The organism is Methylomonas sp. PHL2-19 (genome assembly GCF_059331595.1).
In genome coordinates, this window is record NZ_CP196839.1 from 1,105,094 (window position 1) to 1,117,784 (window position 12,691).

Sequence of the window (12,691 nt, forward strand, 5' to 3'; positions counted from 1 at the left end):
TGCAGATACTGGTGTTTATAGCTGGAAACATTGTCTTGATGTTCATTCAACCCAGCCTACAGGGCCGTAGGATGTGCTGAACAACGTGAAGCGCATCGTTCGCGATTGATGAGCCTCATTGCGTGGGTACATTCTATAGTATTGGAATTGTGGGACGGTTTTGTTCCCGTTATCCCGCCCCGAGCATCGTAACTTTTAGCCTAGCAAAATAAAGTATCGCGGCTATCGGTTCGCGTCGGCATATAAAAATCCATCGCGAAAACGACACAAAAAATTAGTCTAGCGCCGCCAAAGCCGCTTCCGGCGCCCTGTCCAATACTTTCAGCAACGCCTTGGCCGCTCCGGTGGGTGAGCGTTTGCCTTGTTCCCAGTTACGAATCGTCTCAAGCGATACGTCAATCCGTTTGGAGAATTCGGCTTGGCTCAAACCCAGGCGGTTACGGACTCGACGGGCGAAGCGGGCGGAATCCAGCATCGCATTGGTTTCGTCCTGGGCAATTTGTTGGGCTATATCGGCATCCGTGGTGGTATCGATACGAGCCGGATCGACGCGGCCAACTTCTGAATCCGGTTCAATTGTCATGCGTACTATTTTCATAGAATTTGATCTCTCGTTGATTGGCTTTGCGGGCCGAGACAATCCGAATGGCATTTTGGCACGAGGTGTAAACCAAGACGAATAGCCGTTCGCGATTGATGTGCCTCCTCGCGTGGGTACATTCTATAGTATTGGTTTTCTTTTGAGGTAAGGGACGGTTTTGTTCCCGTTATTCCGCCCCGAGCATTGCAGCTTTTGGCGAGAATAGCCCGTAGGGGAGCGGCAAGGATGTCGCTCGTTTTCGGAGGGGCTGGGAAGCCCCTTCCGAAAACCCTCGGCAAAAACGACAAATTTGCCTGGAGCAAATTTGAACAGCCGATAGGCTGGCCCGCAGGGCGAAAACCATGGATGGTTTTCGTAAAAGCGCAGGATAAAGGCGGAATGTCGGGTGGCTTTTTCTTTGGATACTTTCTTTTGGCCGAAAATTGCTCCTGCATTTTCGGCATTCGCCACATCCATGTGGTTTGCCAAGCAAAAGAAAGTATCTCGGCTGTCGGGCCGAGACCCGACATACAAAAATCGTCGCGTTAGCGACACAAAATCACTTTTCGTATAAACAAAAACTTGCTCTAACCAGTTTTTGTTTATACATTAATGCCTCATGATCATCGAGTTCGATCCTGTAAAAAACGCCAGAAACATCATCGAACGTGGCTTGAGCTTCGAGCGAGTGGCAGATTTTGACTGGTCTAGCGCCATTGCGACAGAAGATGTTCGTCAGGATTATCCGGAGCGACGTTTTGTTGCGGCGGGTTTCCTGAATGATCGGTTGCATATTCTGTGCTTTACGCCAATCAGCGGTGGAGTCCGCGTGATTAGTTTCCGAAAAGCAAATTTAAGAGAGGCCCGTAAATATGGCAAAACCATTACCGTTGACTGATGCTGACGGCGAAGTCCGCGAATTGACCGAAACCGATTTTAAACAAATGCGCCCCGCCGGCGAGGTGTTTGCCGAGTTATTTGGGACGGAGCAGGCGGTTGAAATGCTTAGGCCTAAAGGTGGCCGGCCACGTAAGGATTCACCGAAAGTATTTACCGGGATTAGGTTGGATGCAGAGGTGCTGGAGGCGTTTCGTGCTACCGGCAAAGGCTGGCAGACTAGGATGAACGATGCCTTGAAAGAATGGCTGAAGGATCATTCGCCAGCATAATTTGCAGGCCGGAAATACTTTCGCTTATCCGGCCTCCGCGAGTTTGTTGATTAAATCCTAAATTCCGCCGACCGAGCATGCGCAGTAAGACTCTCGCCCCGCGCCAACACTGACGCAATCTTGCCCAAGTTCTGCGCGCCAACCGCTGAGCAATTGATCAAACTGCTGCGCTTTTGGAAATCGTAAACCCCTAAAGGCGATGAGTAGCGGGCGGTGCTGGAAGTCGGCAGCACATGGTTCGGTCCGGCACAATAATCGCCTAGCGCTTCGGCGGTGAAGCGACCCATGAAGATGGCGCCGGCGTTATGGATTTGCTCGCACAAGGCTTCCGGCTCCGCCACGGACAACTCCAAATGTTCCGGGGCGATGCGATTGGCTACCTTTGCGGCTTCGGATAAGTTAGCGACTTTAATAAACGCGCCGCGGCCGGTCAAGGAGGCGCGGATGATGTCGGCGCGCTCCATGTCCGGCAGTAATTTGTTGATGCTGGCTTCCACTTGCTGCAGAAACGCGGCATCATCGCTGATTAAAATGGCCTGGGCGTTTTCGTCGTGTTCGGCTTGCGAGAACATATCCATCGCGATCCAGTCCGGGTTGGTCTCGCCGTCGCAGATGATCAATATTTCGGAAGGACCGGCGATCATGTCGATGCCAACTTGGCCGAATACCAGTTTCTTTGCGGTGGCGACGTAAATGTTGCCGGGGCCGACGATTTTATCCACCGCCGGGATCGACTCTGTGCCGTAAGCCAAAGCTGCGACCGCTTGGGCGCCGCCGATGGTAAATACCCTATCGACGCCAGCGACCTGCGCCGCAGCCAATACCAGTGCATTGGTTTCGCCGCGCGGTGTCGGTACTACCATGATTAGTTCGCCGACGCCGGCGACTTTCGCCGGAATCGCGTTCATCAAGACCGAAGACGGATAAGCGGCTTTGCCGCCCGGTACGTAGAGGCCGGCTTTATCCAGTGCGGTGACTTTTTGGCCCAACACGGTGCCGTCGAGTTCGGTGTACTGCCAGGATTGCAGCTTTTGATGCTCGGCGTAGGCGCGAACTCGGTCGGCGGCGGTTTGTAGGGCGATGGCTTGGGTGCTGGGTAAAGTATCCCAGGCCTGTTGTAATGCAGCTCGGTCCAGTTCCAGTTCGGAGGCGGCTTTAAACGCGGTGCCGTCGAAGCGGTTGGTGTATTCCAGCAAGGCTTTGTCGCCGCGCTTTTTTACGTCGGCGATGATGTCCAATACCCGTTTGTGTATCTCTAAATCATCGCTGGCATCCCAGGCCAAACGGGCTTGCAGTTGTTTGTCAAAGTCGATTGCCGCGCTATCTAGGCGCAGCATCTTGATCGCAGTCATGATTACACCCTCTGGGCCAACGTGGTTTCGAACTGATCGATGAGTGCTTGAATGGCTTGATGTTTCATTTTCATCGCCGCTTTATTCACCACTAGTCGAGAGGTGATGTTGGCGATTAGTTCCCGTGGCTCCAGGCCGTTGGCTTTTAGGGTGTTGCCGGTATCGACCAAATCGACGATGCAATCGGCCAATCCGACAAGCGGCGCTAACTCCATCGAACCGTAGAGCTTGATGATTTCGGCTTGAATGCCTAAGTTGGCGTAATAACGCTGTGCGGTTTTGACGTATTTGGTGGCGACCCGCAAGCGGCCTTTCACTTCCGGGGCATTAACCGGGCCGGCGGTCATCAAGCGGCAACCGGCGATGCCTAAATCCAGCGGCTCGTAAAGACTCTCCGCACCGTGTTCCATCAGCACGTCCTTGCCGGCGATGCCCAAGTCCGCCGCACCGTACTCCACAAAGGTCGGCACGTCTGTAGCGCGGATGATCACCAACTGCACGTCGGGGCGGGTGGTTTGCAGAATCAGTTTCCGGCTCTTGTCCGGATCGTCAATCGGCGTGATGCCGGCTTGTTCCAGAAACGGCAGGGCTTCTTCGTAAATACGGCCTTTGGATACGGCAATGGTCAACATGGTTTTGCGAGTGATTTAGTTAGGAACGCGGCGAATGGTAGCGCCCAGTTGTGACAATTTTTCTTCGATATGATCGTAGCCACGGTCGATATGGTAAATCCGATCTACCAAAGTTTCGCCTTCGGCAACTAGACCGGCCAGCACCAAGCTGGCGGATGCCCGCAGGTCGGTAGCCATAACCGGGGCGGCTTTTAGTTGACCGCTTCCGGTGCAGATGGCGGTGTTGGATTCCAGCTTGATTTGCGCGCCCATCCGTTGCAGTTCTTGCACGTGCATGAAACGGTTTTCGAATACGGTTTCGGTAATCAGGCCTACGCCTTCGGCGACGGAATTCAGCGCGGTAAATTGTGCCTGCATGTCGGTCGGGAACGCCGGATAGGGGGCGGTGCGCACGGTGACGGCTTTAGGGCGTTTGCCGTGCATATTCAATTCAATCCAATTCTCGCCGCAGGTGATGTCGGCGCCAGCTTCTTTTAATTTAACCAATACCGCATCCAGCGTGTTGGGGTCGGTGTTTTTCAGTTTTACATGGCCGCGGCTGATCGCGCCGGCCACCAGATACGTGCCGGTTTCGATACGGTCGGGCAGGATGTCGTAATGCAAGCCTTCGACGCCCAGTCTTTCCACGCCTTCCACGGTGAGAATATCGGTGCCGACGCCGGTGATTTTGGCGCCCATTTTATTTAGAAAATGCGCCAGGTCGGTGACTTCCGGTTCTTTCGCGGCGTTTTCGATGATGGTCACGCCTTCGGCCAGTGTGGCGGCCATTAGAATGTTTTCGGTGCCGGTCACGGTGACTTTATCCAGCACCAGATGGCAGCCTTGCAAGCGCTTAACCTTGGCGTGTATATAGCCGGCTTCGACGGTAATGTCGGCGCCCATTTTCAGCAGCGAGTCGATGTGAATATCTACAGGCCGTGTGCCGATGGCGCAACCGCCGGGCAACGAGACATAGGCTTTGCCGAAACGCGCCAACAAGGGTCCCAATACCAGAATCGAGGCGCGCATGGTTTTCACCAGTTCATAAGGCGCTTCGTATTTGTGAATGGTGCTGGTATCGACTTCGATGTTCATTTTTTCGTCGACGGTCAGGCCCACACCCATTTGTCCCAACAATTCCATGGTAGTAGTAATGTCGTGCAAATGCGGAATGTTGCCGACGCTGACCGGCACATCGGACAATAAAGTAGCGGCCAGAATTGGCAGGGCGGCGTTTTTGGCACCGGAGATTCTCAGTTCGCCGTGTAGCGGTTGGCCGCCGGTAATCAGTAATTTATCCATGGATTTTTATTGGTTTGTAAATTGGAATGCAGCTTAATGCGTGTGGGTTGCAAAATATTCGGTTTCGTCCAAGCCGCTGAGTTTGGCCAATGCCAGCAGCTGAGCCGGAATGTTCTTGAAGGACAGCTTGACCCGGCCCATCCGGCTGAGCCTGATCCATTCGATCATCAAGGCCAGGCCTGCGCTATCGGTGGTCTGGACTTTAGCTAGATCGATGCACATGCTGTCCATGCCTTTCAGAAACTTGAAGGATTGCAAGGTTTGTTTGTCGATGCTGGCAAAAGTCAGGCTGCCTTCCACGGTAAAGTGGCCGGGCGACTGTTCGGTTAATGTCAGCTTGGACATTATTTGCCTTCCGCTTTGTTCAACATGAATTTGCCTATCATTTCTTCCAGCACGATGGCGGAACTGGTGATGTCGATGGTACTTTTATCCTTTAAATATTCGTCCGACGAGCCGGGGTCCAGGCTGACGTACTGTTCGCCCAGCAGACCGGCGGTATAAATGCTCACGCCGGAATCGCTGGGTAGATTGTTGTATTGCGATTCGATGCGCATTTCCACGACCGATTCGTGGCTGTCCTTGTCCAGTCGGATAGCAGATACCCGGCCGATGCGCACGCCGGCGACCGACACCGGGGATTTGACTTTTAGGCCGCCGCTGTTTTGAAAATGGGCGATGACCGTGTAGCTGTCGTCGCTGCTGTAGCTGCCTAGATTGCTGACTTGCAACGCCATGTAAAACAAGGCGGCGATGCCGCTGGCGACAAAAAAACCGACCAGAGTATCCTGGGTTTTGGAATGCTGCATGTTAAATGTCTCCAAACATGAGTGCGGTTAAAATGAAATCGAGTGCCAGTACCGAGAAGGCCGAATTGACCACGGTGCGGGTGGTGGCGCGGCTGACGCCTTCTGAAGTGGGGATCGCATCGTAGCCTTCGAACAAGGCAATCCAGGACACTACGAAGCCGAACACCACGCTCTTGATTACGCCATTAACAATATCTTCTTGAAAATCGATACTAGCCTGCATCTGCGCCCAAAACGCGCCGTCATCAACGCCGAGCATGCCCACGCCGACCAGGTGGCCGCCCATGATGCCAATGGCGCTAAACAAGGCGGCAAGCAAGGGCATGGACAGAAAGCCTGCCAAAAAACGTGGCGAAATGATGCGTTTGATCGGGTCAACGGCCATCATTTCCATGCCTGACAATTGTTCGGTGGCCTTCATCAAGCCGATTTCGGCGGTCAATGCCGAGCCTGCCCGGCCGGCAAACAATAGTGCCGACACTACAGGGCCTAATTCGCGTACCAAGGAGGCGGCCACCATCACGCCCAGCGATTCCTCTGCGCCGAAGTCGGACAGAATATTAAAACCTTGTAAACCTAAAACCATGCCGACGAACAGGCCGGAGATGGTGATGATTAGAAACGACAAAACGCCTACCGAATAGACCTGCTTGATCAGTAGGTTGGGGCGTGGCAGCACGTCGCTGATGCCGGTCAGCGTGTGGCTCAGAAAAAACGAAGCGCGGCCGAGCTTGGCAAAGCTGCTGCGCGTGGCTTTTCCCAGATTTTGCAGAAATTGAAACATGGTTGAATACAAGGTGGTTATTTGCTCGCCAGCAGATCGTCTAGGTAATCAGGCGCCGAATAGTGAAAGTGTACAGGGCCGTCGGCATCACCGTGCATAAACTGTTGCACCCACTCCGAATCGGATTGTTGTAATTCTTGCGGGGTGCCTTGGCCGATGATTTTGCCTCCCGACAAGACATAGATGTAATCGGCGATGGCGGCAGTTTCTTGTACGTCGTGCGAAACGATGATGCTGGTCAGGCCTAGAGTGGTGTTCAGCGCCTTGATCAAGTGTACCAGCGCGCCCTTGGAAATGGGGTCTTGGCCGGTAAACGGTTCGTCGTACATGATCATTAGCGGATCGAGGGCGATGGCACGTGCTAAAGCTACCCGTCGAGCCATGCCGCCGGACAACTCGTTGGGCATCAAATGGCGGGCACCGCGCAAACCGACGGCGTGCAGTTTCATCAATACCAAGGTGCGAATCATCGATTCCGGCAAGTGGGTATGTTCGCGCATCGGAAACGCCACATTGTCATAGACGCTCATATCCGTGAGCAGCGCGCCGCTTTGAAACAACATGCCCATGCGTTTGCGCAATTCGTAGAGTTCCCGAGGTTTCAGGCGGTGAACATTTTGCCCGTCCACGTGGATTTGGCCGCGATCCGGGGCCAACTGGCCGCCGATCAATTTCAAAAGCGTGGTTTTGCCGGTGCCGCTGGGGCCCATGATGGCCGTGACTTTGCCGCGCTGAATCTCCAGGCTGACAGCGTCGAAAATTTTCCTGGGGCCTCTGGAAAAGCTCAAGTTGCTAATCGAAACGATATTGTCTTCAGGACTTGCGCTATTGGCCATTTACCGGAATCAAAAGAGTTTTTGGATTGGGAACAGGCTATTTTCTATGACTGGCCGAGAATAAGTCAATGACTTGGGGTGAAAAGTCGGTTAATAACATGCAATAATGGTTCCTTTTTGTTTGGGTGCGTGGAGTTAATTTCCGTGGGTTGTGATCAAGACATACAGGCGTTGGCGTTGGCGGTGATTCAGACCGAAATGCAGGCGGTTGCCGGCTTGGCTGCACGCATCGATGAACAATTTGTCAGCGCCTGCCGGTTGCTGCTGGCTTGCAAAGGCCGTGTGGTTGTCACCGGCATGGGTAAGTCCGGGCATATTGCCGGTAAAATTGCCGCGACGCTAGCTAGCACCGGCACCCCGGCTTTCTTTGTGCACCCCGGAGAAGCCAGTCACGGTGATCTTGGCATGATTACCCGGCAGGACGTGGTGCTGGCATTGTCCAATTCCGGCGAAACCGAAGAAATCCTGACGATATTGCCTATTATTAAGCGACTCGGCGTGCCGTTGATTGCGTTGACGGGTAATCCCGAATCGGCCTTGGCCAGGTTTGCTAGTGTGCACATCAATGTAGCTGTCGAGCATGAGGCTTGCCCGTTGGGTTTGGCGCCGACTGCCAGCACTACGGCGGCATTGGTCATGGGCGATGCGTTAGCCGTGTCGCTATTGGAAACCAAGGGTTTTACCCGCGACGACTTCGCTTTGTCGCATCCAGGCGGTAGCTTGGGCAAACGCTTGTTGTTACAGGTTAACGACATTATGCACCGCGGCAGTGAAGTGCCGGTGGTGACGGATAGCGTTTTAGTGAGCGATGCCTTGTTGGAAATGACCGGCAAGAAGCTGGGCATGACCGCAGTGGTCGATGGCGAAGGCCGGGTTGTCGGGATATTTACCGACGGTGATTTGCGGCGCATGTTGGAAAAAAATCTGGATGTGCATGCGACACGTATCGCCGAAGTCATGACGGGGCCTTGTAAAGTGATCGATGTGGATATGTTGGCGGCGGAAGCCATGCAAATCATGGAAAGTAAAAAAATCAATGCCCTGCTGGTCGTCGACAGCCAACAAAAATTGTTGGGCGCGTTGAATATGCACGATTTGCTGCGGGCAGGCATAGTCTGAGAGTGACGAGTGATGTTCGATTTAAGCCCCCAATTACTGAGTGCTGTTAAGCGGCTAAAGCTGTTGATTCTGGATGTGGATGGCGTGCTGACCGACGGCCGTTTATTTTTCGACGATAACGGCAAAGAATACAAATGTTTTCACGCGCGCGACGGGCATGGCATTAAATTGTTGCGTCAGACCGGAGTGGAAGTAGCGGTGATTTCCGGGCGCAAATCCAATTCGGTCGCGCTGCGTATGCAGAGTCTTGGAGTTGAGCTTGTCTACCAAGGTCACGAGAACAAGCGGGCTGCGTTCGCGGAAATTTTGCAGCGTCTGGTCCTAACGCCGGAACAAGTGGCGTATATCGGCGATGACATTCTGGATTTGCCGGTGATGCGTCAAGTGGGTTTTGCGGTGGCAGTGCAAGATGCCAATTTCGTGCTAAAGAATTATGCTCATTGGCAAACACAGACGGCTGGTGGTTTAGGCGCGGTTCGGGAAGTATGCGATTTAATCATGCAAGTCCAAGGTAACTTTGACAGCGTGCTGCAAACCTATTTATGACCGTACTGAAAAATCTACAGATTTTTATTTATGTCGGCTTGGCAGCATTGTTGTCATGGTGGCTGGTTCAGCTGAATGAACAGCGTGACGCCGAAATGAAAATTGTCGAAAATAGCCCGGATTTTTTTAGCTTGGGTTATTTCAAAAAGGAAATGAATATCGACGGTGTGCCGAAAAGCGAATTGGCCGCGGAAAAAATGCAGCACTTTAAAGCCGACGGCAGTACGCATCTGGAAAAGCCGGTAATGACTTTGTATAACCCCAACCAGATGCCTTGGCTAATCAAGGCCGACAGCGGCGTGATGGCTGCGGACGGCGATAATTTGCAACTTAACGGTAGTGCTTATATCAATCGGGAGGCCTCGAAAACCAATTCGGCGCTGACCATCAATACATCGGATCTGCGAGTAAAACTCGCCAGCCATTATGCGGAGACACAGGCGTGGACGGAGATCATCAGCCCACCCAACAAAACGGCGGGAGTAGGAATGGAAGCGACTTTTGTTAGTCCGATTCACCTGAAATTGTTGTCCAAAGTGAAAGGTCGCTATGAAATTAAGTAAAATGGTCGGTGTAGGCCTGATATTCTCGGCGCGGATGGCGTTTGGTCTGGAGTCGGATTCCGAACAACCCATCTATATCGACTCGGATAATGCGGTTTACGACGAAAAGGCGCAAATCAGCACCTATACCGGCAATGTGGTCGCTACGCAGGGAACGATCAGAATCGATGGCGATAAATTGGTGGTTTATCTGAAAGATGGTGCGATTATCAAATTGATTGCTACCGGTAAACCGTCGCGATTCAAGCAGTTGCCGGCGGTGGGCAAGGAAGAAATGCACGGGGAGGGCTTGATCAACGAATTTTACCCCGACCAGAATTTGCTGAAATTTATGAAAAATGCCTCGGTCTGGCAGGGCGATGCTAAACAATCCAGTGAGTATATCGAGTACGATACCAAGAACTCCTTGCTGAAGGCGGGTGAAGCGCAATCCGACGGCAAGCGCGTGCACTCGGTGATTAAACCCAAGCCTAAGCAGGCGCAATAATGGCGCGATTGGTTGCGGAACAGCTGTTTAAACGCTACAACAATCGAAATGTGGTCGATGGGGTCAGCCTGAGGGTGGACACCGGGGAAGTCGTAGGTTTGTTGGGCCCGAACGGAGCCGGGAAAACCACCAGCTTTTACATGATGGTGGGCTTGGTCAAAGCCGATAGCGGCGAGATTTTTTTTGACGAGCAGCGCATCACGCATCATCCGATGCACCGGCGCGCGCGCTTGGGAATCGGTTATCTAGCGCAAGAGGCTTCGGTCTTTCGTAAATTGAGTGTGGCCGATAATTTACGCGCGGTATTGCAGATTCGGGCCGATTTGACCGATGGGCAAATCGAGTTGTTGATCGATGAGTTATTGACAGAGTTTAATATCAACCACTTACGTAATCAGGTGGCGCTTGGTTTGTCAGGTGGCGAACGGCGCAGGGTGGAAATTGCGCGAGCTTTGGCCAGTGAGCCGCAATTTATTCTGCTCGACGAACCGTTTGCCGGCGTCGATCCTATTTCGGTGCTGGAGTTGCAAAAAATCATTGCGCACTTGAAGCATCGCGGTATCGGGATTTTGATTACCGAGCACAAAGTGCGGGAGACTTTGGAGATTTGCGATCGCGCTTATATTTTGAACAATGGGAAGGTTATCGCCGAAGGCCAGTCGCGCCAGTTGGTGGATAACGAAGAGGTGCGTAGAGTGTATCTGGGCGAGAAATTTAGTTTATGAAATTCGAATAGTCATGAAGCAATCTCTACAACTCCGTATCGGTCAGAGTCTGACCATGACGCCGCAATTGCAGCAGGCCATCAAGCTGTTGCAAATGTCGACTTTGGATTTACAACAGGAAATCCAGCAAGCCCTGGAATCCAACATGATGTTGGAGATCGATGAAGAGGAGCTGCCGAATCTCGAGTTCAGGGACAAAAAGCTGGAAAACACCGATCAGCAGACCAGCGAGGGCTCGCAAACGGATATGCCGGATGAGTTACCGGTCGATGTCAGTTGGGACGACGTTTACGAAAGTTCGTTGCCCAGCGGCGGCGATGAGGGCGATAGTCCGGAGTTTGAGGCCTTTCGCGGTAAGTCAGAGTCTTTACGCGATCATCTGGTCTGGCAGTTGGAACTGATTCCGATCTCGGACCGCGATTATGCAATTGCCACGGCTATCATCGACGCCGTCAATGACGATGGTTATGTGACTAGCGAATTGACTGATATTTTTCAGGGCTTGCAGGATCAACTGGAAGGCTTGGAAATGGATGAGGTTTTGGCTGTGCTGCATATGGTGCAAAACTTTGACCCCGTCGGTGTGGCTGCGCTGGATTTGGCCGATTGTCTGGGCTTACAGCTACAGCAATTGCCGGTTACGACGCCTTATCGGTCGGAAGCTTTGGAGTTCGTGCATAGGCATTTGGATTTGTTGGCCAGTTGCGACCAAGCCCGGTTGATGAAACGGGTTGGCTTGACTGAGGACGTGATGAAAGGCGTGCTGGCGCTGATTCGAACCCTGGACCCCAAACCTGGCGCACGCTTGCAGGATTCGGACGTCGAATATGTGGTGCCGGATGTGTTCGTTGCCAAAGTGAATGGGCAGTGGCAGGTTAATCTAAACCCGGAGATAGCGCCCAAATTGCGCGTCAATCCTTTTTATTCCGGGATGATCAAACGTGCCGACAATAGCCATGACAATGTCAGCATGAAAAACCATCTGCAGGAAGCGCGTTGGTTTATTAAAAGCCTGCATAGTCGTAACGACACCTTGTTGCGTGTGGCGAGAAGCATTGTCGAAAAACAAGGCGATTTTTTCGAGCACGGCGCGATTGCGATGAAGCCGATGGTGTTGCGCGATATTGCCGAGGAATTGGAATTGCACGAATCGACGATCTCTCGGGTCACCACGCAAAAATACATGCACACCCCGCACGGTGTGATCGAGTTTAAATATTTTTTCTCCAGCCATGTCAGTACCGATGGCGGGGGAGAGTGTTCGGCGACCGCGATTCGGGCGCTGATAAAAGAGTTGGTCGGCAGTGAAAACCCGGCCAAGCCATTGAGCGATAGTAAAATATCGGACTTATTGAATGAGAAGGGCATTAATGTCGCGCGCCGCACCATTGCCAAATATCGGGAAGCGATGTCCATTCCTTCAACCAGCCAGCGGAAAAGGCACATTTGATCAATCTGGAAGAATAATTTTTAAAAACAGGAGTATTCCATGCAAGTCAGTATCACAGGTCATCACGTAGAAGTCACCGAAGCATTAAAAGCCTACGTGGATGAAAAAATTAGCAAAATCAAACGTCATTTCGACAATGTCGTTGATGTTCACGTCATTTTGACCGTTGAGAAGCTTGAGCAAAAAGCCGAAGCAGCTGTGCAAATCAGCGGCGCCAAACTGTATGCCGAAGATGTACAAGAAGATATGTACGCGGCTATCGACAACATGGTCGATAAACTCGACAGACAAATCGTCAAACATAAAGAAAAAAATCAAAACCATCGTTAATTATGGGCTTGCGCGGTACAGGGTGAAC

Annotated in this window: 18 protein-coding genes; 9 read left to right on the plus strand and 9 right to left on the minus strand. The window is 52.4% G+C overall.

All coding sequences use genetic code 11. The annotated features are described in order from the left end of the window. Positions 1 to 274: 274 nt before the first annotated feature. A complete protein-coding gene (locus tag ACR02O_RS05235; protein WP_033157724.1) occupies positions 275 to 598 on the minus strand; it encodes a helix-turn-helix domain-containing protein in 324 nt (107 codons plus the stop codon). A 123-nt stretch (positions 599 to 721) separates the two neighbouring features. Beyond that, a complete protein-coding gene (locus ACR02O_RS05240) occupies positions 722 to 1,057 on the minus strand; it encodes a hypothetical protein (RefSeq protein ID WP_129871445.1) in 336 nt (111 codons plus the stop codon). 142 nt (positions 1,058 to 1,199) lie between these two features. Here ACR02O_RS05240 and ACR02O_RS05245 point away from each other — a divergent pair, with 142 nt between their 5' ends. Together ACR02O_RS05245 and ACR02O_RS05250 are read left to right on the plus strand one after the other, a co-directional pair. Next, positions 1,200 to 1,478 (plus strand): BrnT family toxin, encoded by a 279-nt coding sequence (locus tag ACR02O_RS05245; protein ID WP_033157726.1) that lies wholly within the window; start codon positions 1,200 to 1,202, stop codon positions 1,476 to 1,478. Then, positions 1,453 to 1,749 carry a BrnA antitoxin family protein gene (locus ACR02O_RS05250; protein WP_033157727.1) on the plus strand — a complete coding sequence of 99 codons (297 nt, stop codon included), beginning with the start codon at positions 1,453 to 1,455 and terminating at the stop codon, positions 1,747 to 1,749. Before ACR02O_RS05245 ends, ACR02O_RS05250 begins: the two co-directional genes overlap by 26 nt. A 50-nt stretch (positions 1,750 to 1,799) precedes the next feature. Here the strand turns inward: ACR02O_RS05250 and hisD are convergent, their stop codons facing one another. From hisD to ACR02O_RS05285, 7 genes are read right to left on the minus strand one after another with little or no spacing between them, the layout of a single operon-like run. Further along, complete coding sequence (gene hisD, locus ACR02O_RS05255; RefSeq protein WP_033157728.1) at positions 1,800 to 3,101, minus strand: histidinol dehydrogenase; 1,302 nt, start codon at positions 3,099 to 3,101, stop codon at positions 1,800 to 1,802. Between the two features lie 2 nt (positions 3,102 to 3,103). Beyond that, the gene (hisG, locus tag ACR02O_RS05260; protein WP_033157729.1) at positions 3,104 to 3,733 is read right to left on the minus strand and encodes an ATP phosphoribosyltransferase; all 630 of its coding nucleotides are present in this window, start codon (positions 3,731 to 3,733) and stop codon (positions 3,104 to 3,106) included. 15 nt (positions 3,734 to 3,748) lie between these two features. Next, the gene (gene murA / locus ACR02O_RS05265) at positions 3,749 to 5,014 is read right to left on the minus strand and encodes a UDP-N-acetylglucosamine 1-carboxyvinyltransferase (RefSeq protein ID WP_033157730.1); all 1,266 of its coding nucleotides are present in this window, start codon (positions 5,012 to 5,014) and stop codon (positions 3,749 to 3,751) included. 33 nt (positions 5,015 to 5,047) lie between these two features. Next, entirely contained in the window at positions 5,048 to 5,359 is a 312-nt protein-coding gene (locus ACR02O_RS05270; RefSeq protein WP_033157731.1) for an STAS domain-containing protein, read from the minus strand. Continuing rightward, positions 5,359 to 5,823 (minus strand): outer membrane lipid asymmetry maintenance protein MlaD, encoded by a 465-nt coding sequence (gene mlaD / locus ACR02O_RS05275; RefSeq protein ID WP_033157732.1) that lies wholly within the window; start codon positions 5,821 to 5,823, stop codon positions 5,359 to 5,361. Before mlaD ends, ACR02O_RS05270 begins: the two co-directional genes overlap by 1 nt. 1 nt (position 5,824) lies before the next feature. Then, entirely contained in the window at positions 5,825 to 6,607 is a 783-nt protein-coding gene (gene mlaE, locus ACR02O_RS05280; RefSeq protein WP_033157733.1) for a lipid asymmetry maintenance ABC transporter permease subunit MlaE, read from the minus strand. Positions 6,608 to 6,624: 17 nt separating this feature from the next. Next, positions 6,625 to 7,443, minus strand: a complete 819-nt coding sequence (locus ACR02O_RS05285; protein WP_033157734.1) for an ABC transporter ATP-binding protein — start codon at positions 7,441 to 7,443, stop codon at positions 6,625 to 6,627. A 144-nt stretch (positions 7,444 to 7,587) separates the two neighbouring features. Here ACR02O_RS05285 and ACR02O_RS05290 point away from each other — a divergent pair, with 144 nt between their 5' ends. From ACR02O_RS05290 to hpf, 7 genes are read left to right on the plus strand one after another with little or no spacing between them, the layout of a single operon-like run. Beyond that, on the plus strand, positions 7,588 to 8,562 hold the full coding sequence (locus ACR02O_RS05290) for a KpsF/GutQ family sugar-phosphate isomerase (RefSeq protein ID WP_494522932.1): 975 nt from the start codon (positions 7,588 to 7,590) through the stop codon (positions 8,560 to 8,562). Positions 8,563 to 8,574: 12 nt separating this feature from the next. Next, on the plus strand, positions 8,575 to 9,108 hold the full coding sequence (gene kdsC / locus ACR02O_RS05295) for a 3-deoxy-manno-octulosonate-8-phosphatase KdsC (protein WP_051670155.1): 534 nt from the start codon (positions 8,575 to 8,577) through the stop codon (positions 9,106 to 9,108). Continuing rightward, positions 9,105 to 9,671 (plus strand): LPS export ABC transporter periplasmic protein LptC, encoded by a 567-nt coding sequence (gene lptC / locus ACR02O_RS05300; protein ID WP_033157735.1) that lies wholly within the window; start codon positions 9,105 to 9,107, stop codon positions 9,669 to 9,671. Before kdsC ends, lptC begins: the two co-directional genes overlap by 4 nt. Further along, positions 9,658 to 10,158: a lipopolysaccharide transport periplasmic protein LptA gene (lptA, locus tag ACR02O_RS05305; protein WP_033157736.1), complete on the plus strand. Its 501-nt coding sequence runs from the start codon at positions 9,658 to 9,660 to the stop codon at positions 10,156 to 10,158. Before lptC ends, lptA begins: the two co-directional genes overlap by 14 nt. Next, positions 10,158 to 10,883: an LPS export ABC transporter ATP-binding protein gene (gene lptB / locus ACR02O_RS05310; RefSeq protein ID WP_033157737.1), complete on the plus strand. Its 726-nt coding sequence runs from the start codon at positions 10,158 to 10,160 to the stop codon at positions 10,881 to 10,883. The genes lptA and lptB overlap by 1 nt, the downstream gene beginning before the upstream one ends. 13 nt (positions 10,884 to 10,896) lie before the next feature. Next, entirely contained in the window at positions 10,897 to 12,333 is a 1,437-nt protein-coding gene (locus ACR02O_RS05315; protein ID WP_020483552.1) for an RNA polymerase factor sigma-54, read from the plus strand. Between the two features lie 39 nt (positions 12,334 to 12,372). Beyond that, the gene (gene hpf, locus ACR02O_RS05320; RefSeq protein WP_020483551.1) at positions 12,373 to 12,663 is read left to right on the plus strand and encodes a ribosome hibernation-promoting factor, HPF/YfiA family; all 291 of its coding nucleotides are present in this window, start codon (positions 12,373 to 12,375) and stop codon (positions 12,661 to 12,663) included. Positions 12,664 to 12,691: the final 28 nt, after the last annotated feature.